The sequence below is a fragment of the Negativicutes bacterium genome (assembly GCA_021372785.1).
Taxonomy (GTDB): Bacteria; Bacillota; JAAYKD01; order JAAYKD01; family JAAYKD01; genus JAJFTT01.
The window spans coordinates 1-9,395 of the sequence record JAJFTT010000073.1 but is presented as its reverse complement, the minus strand read 5'-3'; the positions used below and the strand labels follow the sequence as shown (position 1 = coordinate 9,395).

8 protein-coding genes are annotated in these 9,395 nt (G+C 53.7%); all 8 read left to right on the top strand.

The window, feature by feature from the left end; translation table 11 throughout:
• On the top strand, nucleotides 1-361 hold a 361-nt coding region (locus LLG09_09450), incomplete at its 5' end, for a V-type ATP synthase subunit K (protein ID MCE5197324.1).
• 72 nt (nucleotides 362-433) lie between these two features.
• Nucleotides 434-1,039 (top strand): V-type ATP synthase subunit E, encoded by a 606-nt coding sequence (locus LLG09_09445; GenBank protein MCE5197323.1) that lies wholly within the window; start codon nucleotides 434-436, stop codon nucleotides 1,037-1,039.
• Between the two features lie 80 nt (nucleotides 1,040-1,119).
• The gene (locus tag LLG09_09440) at nucleotides 1,120-2,130 is read left to right on the top strand and encodes a V-type ATP synthase subunit C (protein ID MCE5197322.1); all 1,011 of its coding nucleotides are present in this window, start codon (nucleotides 1,120-1,122) and stop codon (nucleotides 2,128-2,130) included.
• Nucleotides 2,081-2,449: a V-type ATP synthase subunit F gene (locus LLG09_09435; protein MCE5197321.1), complete on the top strand. Its 369-nt coding sequence runs from the start codon at nucleotides 2,081-2,083 to the stop codon at nucleotides 2,447-2,449. Before LLG09_09440 ends, LLG09_09435 begins: the two co-directional genes overlap by 50 nt.
• Nucleotides 2,450-4,201, top strand: coding sequence for a V-type ATP synthase subunit A (locus LLG09_09430; protein ID MCE5197320.1), 1,752 nt, complete (start codon nucleotides 2,450-2,452; stop codon nucleotides 4,199-4,201).
• Nucleotides 4,202-4,215: 14 nt separating this feature from the next.
• Entirely contained in the window at nucleotides 4,216-5,598 is a 1,383-nt protein-coding gene (locus LLG09_09425) for a V-type ATP synthase subunit B (GenBank protein ID MCE5197319.1), read from the top strand.
• A gap of 15 nt (nucleotides 5,599-5,613) precedes the next feature.
• On the top strand, nucleotides 5,614-6,231 hold the full coding sequence (locus tag LLG09_09420) for a V-type ATP synthase subunit D (protein ID MCE5197318.1): 618 nt from the start codon (nucleotides 5,614-5,616) through the stop codon (nucleotides 6,229-6,231).
• A 223-nt stretch (nucleotides 6,232-6,454) separates the two neighbouring features.
• The gene (gene priA / locus LLG09_09415; GenBank protein ID MCE5197317.1) at nucleotides 6,455-8,824 is read left to right on the top strand and encodes a primosomal protein N'; all 2,370 of its coding nucleotides are present in this window, start codon (nucleotides 6,455-6,457) and stop codon (nucleotides 8,822-8,824) included.
• Nucleotides 8,825-9,395: the final 571 nt, after the last annotated feature.

The window sequence follows — 9,395 nt, the reverse complement described above, 5'->3', positions numbered from 1 at the left end:
GACCGAAGATCCTGAAAAATTCGGTAAATTACTGCTGTTGCAGGCGTTGCCGGGCACACAAGGTATCTATGGCTTCCTGGTTGCTTTCTGGGTTATCTTAAAAATCGGCTTCCTGGGCGGCGATGTGACCATGCTCAGCATCGATACCGGCTGGCAGATCTTCTTCGCCTGTGTCCCGGTTGCCTTTGGCGGTTTGATTTCCGCTATCTGGCAGGGACGCGTTTCCGTGGCCGCTATGAATGTGGTGGCAAAACATCCCGAAGCATCCGGCCAGGCTTTGATTCTTCCCGCTTTGGTAGAAACTTATGCTATTCTGGGCTTACTTGCCAGTATTCTTCTGGTCAACGGCATTGCTGTTTAACAGGATCAAAGAAAGTAAAGGGCAAAGCCGTTGCTGCAAAGGCAGCACGGTTTACCTGAAGGGGTTGGTCAGATGTCCTTAGAAAGTATTTTAAGCAAAATCATCCTCGACGGTCAGACAGAAGGCTCCCGACTGATTTCCGAAGCCCAGGTGCGCGCAGCAGCGATCCGGCAGCAGGGACAGGATGAAGCAGAAATCCGCCGTCAGCAAATCCTGCAGCAAGCAAATCGCGAGGCGGACGAATACGAGCTGCCTCTCTTATCCATTGCCAAATTGGAAGCCCGCAAAAGCAGGCTCTTGGCGCAGCAGGAAGTGATTCAGGGTGCCTTTGACCGGGCACAAGCCGAACTGCGCAGCTTACCTCAGGAAGAGAGCCAGGCCTTGCTGAAACAACTCTTATTGGAAGCAGCCGTCACCGGCAACGAAGAAATTATGGTAGAAGAGCAGGACCGTAAGCTCTACAGCCCGTCTTTTTTAGCCAAAGTAAATCTGGCGCTGATGATGAGCGGCCGTAAACCCGGCTTAAAGCTGTCGGAACAAACCGCCATCACCGGCGGTGGTTTTATCCTGAGAGCGGAAGACATTGAAATCAACGCCACTTATCCGGCTTTGATCAAAGAGATCCGCGACGAACTGGAACCGCAAGTGGTTAAAATTCTCTTCGGTCAAAACGAATAACGAAATGAAAATGCGGTCGGCAGACCGGCTGCAATTGCGGGCGCAATTGCAGTTTGGCTGTTGACGAAGGAGTTGATGGCATGGCTGTGTCACAGGACTCTAAGTTTGCGTATGCCGTCGGACGAATCCGGGTGCTGGAAATGAAACTCCTGGATCAGGCCAAAATGCAGCGAATGCTGGAAGCCAAAACCCCGGAAGAGGCTTTTCATGTTTTGGCGGAAACCGAATACGCAGACCTGGTGGCGATGGCCAAGGATCCGCACCAGTTTGAATTGGTCACCACGGGTGAAATTCGCAGAGTTTACGAACTCATTCGTAAAATGCTGCCCAAAGAACCGCTGACCGATTTATTTTGTGTCAAATATGACATGCACAATCTCAAAGTTTTATTAAAAGCCGAGTATCAGGCAAAGAACTTCGATCATCTTCTGATGGACGTGGGTTTGGTACCGGTTGAATTGATGAAATACGTTGCCCGGGGTGAAACAGTCCCGGGCGTGCCGGAACGTTATCTCAAAGCGGCAGCCGATGCGCGTCTTGCCTTTGCAGCCAGCCAGGATCCCAAGGTGATTGACACCATCCTGGATCGGGAACTCTACAGTTCCTTAACCGGCATAGCCCAAAAGAATCACTACGATTTCTACGCCAAAATCATCATCGATCAAATCGATCTTTCTAACCTGCGCAGCATGATCCGCGCCAAACGGATGGGCAGAGACAAAGAGTTCCTCAACGAGTCGCTGCTGCCCGGCGGGGTAATCCCCATGTCCCAGTATCTGGATTTGCTTGATGCGGAATGGGATCAGATCATCACAGGCTTTGCCCATACGGCGCATGCCGCATTGGTCCGGGAAGGCATTGTCGATTTTCTCGCCGTGGGGCAGCTGACTCTGCTGGAAAAACTGATCGACGATAAAATTATGCAGCAGGTCAAGCAGGCCAAAGTCTTATCGCTCGGGCCGGAGCCGGTCATCGGCTACCTGATGGCGAAAGAAACGGAAGTCCGCAACATCCGCATCATCATGGTAGGCAAACTCAATGATGTTGCGACCGCTGTCATCCGCGAAAGGCTGCGTGATAGTTATGTATAAAATCGGATTAATCGGTGATCGGGATACAATCATGGGATTCCGGGCTTTGGGTCTCGATACCTACGAAGTCATCACCCGTGAAGATACCGCTGCAGCGTTGCAGAGTGTTATGAAGGAAGACTATGCTCTGATTTTCATGACCGAAAGAACCTACGCCCTGGTTCCTGATCTTTTGCGCGAATTCCGTGAGAGAAGTCTGCCCGTTATCAACATCATACCCGATAATCGCGGCAATTTGGGTCTCGGGATGAAGAGAATGCGCAGCATGGTAGAGAAGGCTGTCGGTGCGGACATTCTGTTCAAGGAAGAGGGAAAATAGATGGCAAATACTGCTCAATCGCAAGGAACAATTATCAAAGTATCCGGCCCTCTCGTCGTTGCCAAAGGCATGCAGGATGCCAAAATGTACGACGTGGTCAAGGTCGGTAAACAACAACTGGTCGGTGAAATCATTGAAATGCGCAACGACCAGGCCTCCATTCAGGTTTACGAAGAAACATCCGGCCTCGGCCCCGGTGAAGTGGTGGTTTCCACCGGCGAACCGCTTTCCGTGGAACTGGCCCCCGGTCTGATTCGCTCCATTTATGACGGCATTCAGCGCCCGCTGGACAGGATCCGCTCCATCGCGGGCGACTTCATTCCGCGCGGTGTGCAGGTGAACAGCATCGACCGCGAAAAAGTCTGGCAGTTTGTACCCGTTGCCGCCGTCGGCAGCGAAGTCACAGCCGGTCAGACCCTGGGTACCGTGCAGGAAACCGTGCTGGTAGCGCATAAGATCATGGTCCCGCCCGGTATTTCCGGCACCCTGACCTGGATCTATGCCGGTGATGCCACCGTTATCGAACCGATTGCCCGCATCCAGACGGCGCAGGGCGAAAAAGAAATCGCCATGCTGCAGCTCTGGCCGGTGCGCCGTCCGCGGCCGTATCAGCAAAAACTCACTCCTTCGGAACCGCTGACCAGCGGCCAGCGTGTCATCGATATGTTTTTCCCGGTTGCCAAAGGCGGCACCGCCTGTGTGCCGGGTCCTTTCGGTTCCGGCAAGACGGTTGTGCAGCATCAGCTGGCCAAATGGGCGGAAGCCCAGATCATCGTTTATGTTGGCTGCGGTGAGCGCGGCAACGAAATGACCGATGTTCTGCTGGAATTCCCCGAACTAAAAGATCCCACCTCCGGCGAACCCCTGATGGAACGGACCGTGTTGATTGCCAACACCTCCAACATGCCTGTGGCTGCGCGGGAGGCTTCCATCTACACCGGCATCACCATTGCCGAATACTACCGCGATATGGGGTTCTCCATCGCCTTAATGGCCGACTCCACTTCCCGTTGGGCAGAAGCCCTGCGTGAAATGTCCGGCCGTTTGGAAGAAATGCCCGGTGAAGAAGGTTACCCGGCTTATCTGGGCTCCCGTCTGGCCGAATTCTACGAACGCGCTGGTAAAGTCGTTACCTTAGGCGGCAGCGAAGGCTCCTTAACCGCCATCGGCGCCGTTTCACCTCCCGGCGGCGATCTTTCCGAACCGGTAACGCAATCGACCCTGCGCATCGTCAAAGTTTTCTGGGCGCTGGCCGCTCGCCTCGCCGAAGCGCGCCATTTCCCCGCCATCGACTGGCTGCAGAGCTACTCGCTCTACAGCGACCGCATGGATACTTACTTTGACCGCCATGTCAATGCGGAATGGTCCAACTCCCGCCGCGACGCCATGCGTCTGCTGCAAAGAGAATCCGAATTGGATGAAATTGTGCGTTTGGTTGGTTTGGATGCGCTTTCTCCCTCCGATCGTCTGACCCTGGAGACCGCCAAATCCATTCGGGAAGACTTCTTACATCAAAACGCCTTCCACGAAATTGATACCTACACTTCACTGAAAAAGCAATACCGCATGCTGCATCTGATCCTGTTCTTTTACCGGGAATCGGAACTGGCCATGGCCGGCGGCTTTGCCTTGGAAAGAATTCTGAAATTGCCGGTGCGGGTGGAAATTGCCCGCGCCAAGTACATTTTGGAAAAAGACCTCGATCCGGCTTTTGACGCCATCGAAAGCCATATCCAGGCGCAACTAAAATAGGGGGAGGCAGAACGATGCAAAAAGAATACCGTACCATAACCGAAATAACCGGCCCCCTAATGTTAGTGGAGAGAGTAGAGGGAGTCAAATACGAAGAACTGGTGGAAATCGAACTGCCCAACGGTGAGATTCGCCGCGGCAAAGTCCTGGAAGCCATGGAAGGCAAAGCCCTGGTGCAGATCTTTGAAGGCACCTCCGGCATCAACATGCGCGATAGCAAAGTGCGTTTCCTGGGTAAATCCATTGAACTCCCCGTATCCATGGATATGCTGGGCCGTGTTTTTGACGGTTTCGGCCGTCCCATTGATAACGGTCCCAACATCATTCCGGAAAAGCGGGTGGATATCAACGGCAACCCGATGAACCCCTACGCCAGAGCTTATCCTTCCGAATTCATCGAGACCGGCATTTCCACCATTGACGGCATGAATACCCTGGTGCGCGGTCAGAAGCTGCCGATTTTCTCGGCTTCCGGCTTACCGCACGCCCAACTGGCGGCGCAGATTGCCCGCCAGGCCAAGGTGCTTTCCACCAATGAAGGTTTCGCCGTGGTTTTTGCCGCCATGGGAATTACCTTTGAAGAAGCCGATTACTTCATCAGCGATTTCCGCAAGACCGGCGCCATCGACCGCGCTGTTCTGTTCATGAACCTGGCCAATGACCCCACCATTGAGCGGATCGCCACCCCGCGTATGGCGCTGACTGCCGCAGAATATCTCGCCTATGAAAAAGGCATGCATGTTTTGGTTATCCTCACCGATATGACCAACTATGCCGAAGCGCTGCGTGAAATTTCCGCCGCCCGCAAAGAAGTTCCCGGCCGCCGCGGTTATCCCGGCTACCTCTACACCGACTTGTCCACTATTTACGAACGCGCCGGCAGAATCCAGGGCAAAGCGGGTTCTATTACCCAGATACCCATTCTGACCATGCCGGAAGACGATAAGACGCATCCGATTCCCGACTTAACCGGCTATATTACCGAAGGTCAGATCATCTTGGGACGCGAACTGCACCGCAAAGGCATCTATCCGCCCATTGACGTACTGCCGTCGCTTTCCCGTTTGAAAGACAAAGGCATCGGCAAAGGCAAAACCCGCGAAGACCACAGCGGCGTGCTCAACCAGCTGTTCGCAGCCTACAGCCGCGGCAAAGATGCCAAAGAACTGGCCGTCATCCTGGGGGAAGCCGCCCTTTCCGATGCGGATAAGAGCTTCTATCGCTTCGCCGATGAATTCGAAAACCGTTTTGTCCGGCAGGGCGATCATGAAAACCGCAGTATCATCGAAACGCTTGATTTGGCTTGGCAACTGCTGGCGCTGCTGCCGGTGGAAGAACTGAAGAGAGTAAGTGATGAGCATATTGCCAAGTATATGCCCAAAGACACCGATGCTTAGGCGGGGTGAATAAAGATGGAAATTCGTGTTAACCCCACCCGCATGGAGCTGCTGCGCTTAAAAAAACGAGCAGCCGTCGCAAAGCGCGGTCATAAGCTCCTGAAGGACAAACGCGATGAACTGATGAAAACCTTTTTGGCGCTCACCGGCCAGGCGCGCGATCTGCGCCGGGAAGTGGACGACAAGCTGACCACAGCCTACCGCAGCTTCCTGGTAGCCAGAGCGGTGATGTCGCCGGAAATGCTGGAAGAAGCCATCATGTTTCCCAAAACAAAAGTCAGCCTGACCCTGAGTGAAAAACGCATGCTCAATCTGACGTCTCCGGTGTTTGAACTGCACCAGGAAGGCGAAGTCTATGCCTATGGCTTAGCCAACACCTCCAGCGAACTGGACACCAGCCTCGGTATTTTCTCCGAAGTACTTTCCCTGATGGTCAAACTGGCCGGCGTGGAACGCTCCGTGGAATTACTGGCCGAAGAGATCGAGCGGACCAGGAGGCGCGTCAACGCCCTGGAACATGTCTTGATCCCGCAGCTGGAAACCGCTATCAAGAGCATCTCCATGAAACTTTCCGAACAGGAACGCGCTTCCACCACCCGCCTGATGAAAATTAAAGATTTGATCCGCCAATAGACAAATCGCAGGGACAGCAACGCCCCTGCGGTTTTTCTGTTGTGACAGCCTGCCGCTGCTCTTTAGAAATGGATTGACAATTCAGCCAATCCGTAGTACATTTAAATTGCTTTACTCATCAGTCAGCCGGAGCGATAACGACAGTTTTACGCCGGGTTTTGGACTCTTGAGCAGGTAAAAGCAGACGGTTCGAGAGGATTCTCTCAGCGATGGGGTTGAATAGATGGAATATGTGCGTGTTAAATTGGATCGGGTTGTGGCTGCTTTGGAGAGCGGCCTGACTTATTCTGTACCGCCGGAGCTCAGCGCAAAACTCCGCGTCGGCTCCTTAGTGGAAGTTCCGCTGCAGGGCGGCCGCTGCCGGGGGATTGTGGTGGCGGAAGACAAAGCCTTGCCGGATGTGCAGATGCGCGCAATCAGTCAATTGCTCGATCAAAACGGACCGACTCTCAACGAGGAACAGCTGCAGCTGATCGACTGGCTGGCCGGCCGCTATCTTTGCAGCTGGGCGGCAGCCTTTCAGGCAGTACTGCCGGCGATCGCCAAAGCCAAAGTCAGCCGCTCTTTTGATTTTCACCCCGAAATTGCGGAAAACGAGGCGGAAGAATCCCTTAGCGAAACCCTGCAGGAAGCGCTGGTCTGGTGTGATCAGGCGCAGCAGCCCATAGCGGAAGATAAAATAACGGCTGTCTTCGGTAAGAAAATGGTCAGGCAATTGCGCGAAGCCGGATTTTTAACCGATCTCGATCAGATCAAACTCAATTCCGCCCTGGAATATCGTCAGCTGGTCGTCATCCGGCGCGAAGACCAACCGGGCAGAGGCAAAATCAGGCTGCTCTGGCAGCGCTTTTTGCAAAATCAACAACCGGTTTCCCTGCGTGAAGTAAAAACCTGGCCGGAATATTCCGGTCTTTTCTTAAAAAAACTCCTGCAGCTGCAATTTTTAACCTGGCAGGAACCCACGGCAGACACGCCGCCGCCAAGCGCCCTGACTCTGACCGGGCAGCAGCAGCAAGCGCTGCAGATGGTTCTGAAAGCCATGAAACAACGTAATCCGCTGCCGATTCTCATCCATGGCGTCACCAGCAGCGGCAAAACAGAAGTTTACCTGCAGGCAATTGCCAAAACGCTGGAGGACGGCAAGAGCGCCATCATGCTGGTACCGGAAATTTCCCTGACCGCTCAGATGATCAACCGATTTCGCGAACGGTTCGGCGAGCGGGTGATGATCTGGCACAGCGGCTTAAGCGGGGGAGAACGGGCTCAGATTTGGCAGCGTCTGCGCAAAGGAGAAACCTGCGTCGTACTGGGCGCGCGCTCCGCTGTCTTTGCCCCGGCGGAAAAGATCGGCCTGATTATTCTCGACGAAGAACACGAGCAGACCTATAAGCAGGAAGAAGATCCCAAATATCACGCCAGGGAAGTAGCCATCCTGCGCGCCCGGTATCATCATGCGGCCGTCGTTTTCGGTTCCGCCACACCCGCTGTCACGAGCTTTTACCTGGCGGAAAAGAAGCAATACCATTTGGTGGAAATGCAGGACCGGATCGGCGACGCCAGGCTGCCGCGGATTATCCCGGTGGACATGCGTTCGGAACTGAAAAACGGCAACCGTTCCATCTTCAGCGAAGCCTTAAAACAGCGGATCACGCAAACCCTGGCGCAAAATCAGCAGGTCATCCTGTTTCACAACCGGCGCGGGTTTCACCGCATGAGTCTCTGCCGCGCCTGCGGCTATGTTTTAGAATGTCCGCACTGCGAAGTGCCTCTGATACAGCACCACGAAGGAACTACGCAGCGGCTGCGCTGTCATCTTTGCGGCTATGAACAAAACATGCCGCCCAGTTGTCCGCACTGCGGTTCCGCCTACTTTCGCTTTTTTGGTCTCGGCACGGAAAAAGTGGTGGAGGAGTGTGAAAAAACATTCCCGGGGGTGCCGATCTATCGCATGGATCGCGACAGCACCCGCAAGCGAGGCAGTCACGCCGCCATTGTCAGCAGCTTTGAAAAAGCAAAGGCGGCTATCCTGGTTGGCACGCAGATGGTTGCCAAAGGTTTTGATTTTCCGCTGGTCACCTGCGTTGGCATCTTATCGGCCGACAACCTGATCCGCGGCAGCGACGGATTGGCGGGGGAACACGCATTTTCACTGCTGCTGCAGGTCTCCGGTCGGGCCGGCCGCGGCGAATTTCCGGGCGAGGTTTTTTTACAAAGCTATTCGCCGGAACACCCCATCATCCAGGCTGTCTGCAAACACGATTACAAATCCTTTTACCGGGATGAAATAGAGCAGCGCAAGAAACATCATCTGCCGCCATTCGGGCATTTGGCAACAATTTTAGTCAGCGGTGAAGACGGAACGGCAGCGGAAACCTGGCTGAAAAGTTTGGTCAGCCAATTCGAGCAAACAATTGAAGTGCTGGGACCAACCAGGGCAAGGGTGTTCTGCATCCAGAAACGCTATCGCTTTCAAATTGTGGTGGAGGCTCCGACCCGGCCGGTTTTGGTGGAAAGCGTCAAAGCGGTGCTGCAGAAAAATCCGCTGCCCGCATCGATGCAATTAAGCCTGACCCTGGACCCCATGAGACTGTAGAGAACATGTGTTTTGCGTTACCGCAACGCCGTCCTGACGTCGTCCCATTATTTTGCGTTGCTGGTTTCACGATGCATAAATTGTAGGGAACGGTCTTGACCGTTCCGCATTCTCCGTCCTGGCGCAACTCCATCATTTTGCTTTGCTGATTTCACGATGCATAAATGGTGCGTCGCGCCATTTGATGATAAAAACAATCGCATGAAATGTTGATTCGAAATGCTTGGGGGCTTTCGGAACGGTCAAGACCGTTCCGCGTACTTCGTCTTAACGTAGCTCCATCATTTAGCATTGCTGATTCCACGATGCATAAATTGTAGGGAACGGTCTTGACCGTTCCGCGTTCTCCGTTTTTGGCGTTGTCCCATTATTTTGCATTGCTGGTTTCACGATGTGTAAATTGTAGGGAACGGTCATGACCGTTCCGCGTTCTCCGTTCCGACGCCGTCCAATCATTTTGCGTTGCCGATTTCACCATGCGTTAACCTTTCGGAACGGTCAAGACCGTTCCCTACATTTGTGCCATCCTATGATTATGTATGCTATCATTATTCCATCGCTTGGTACTGAA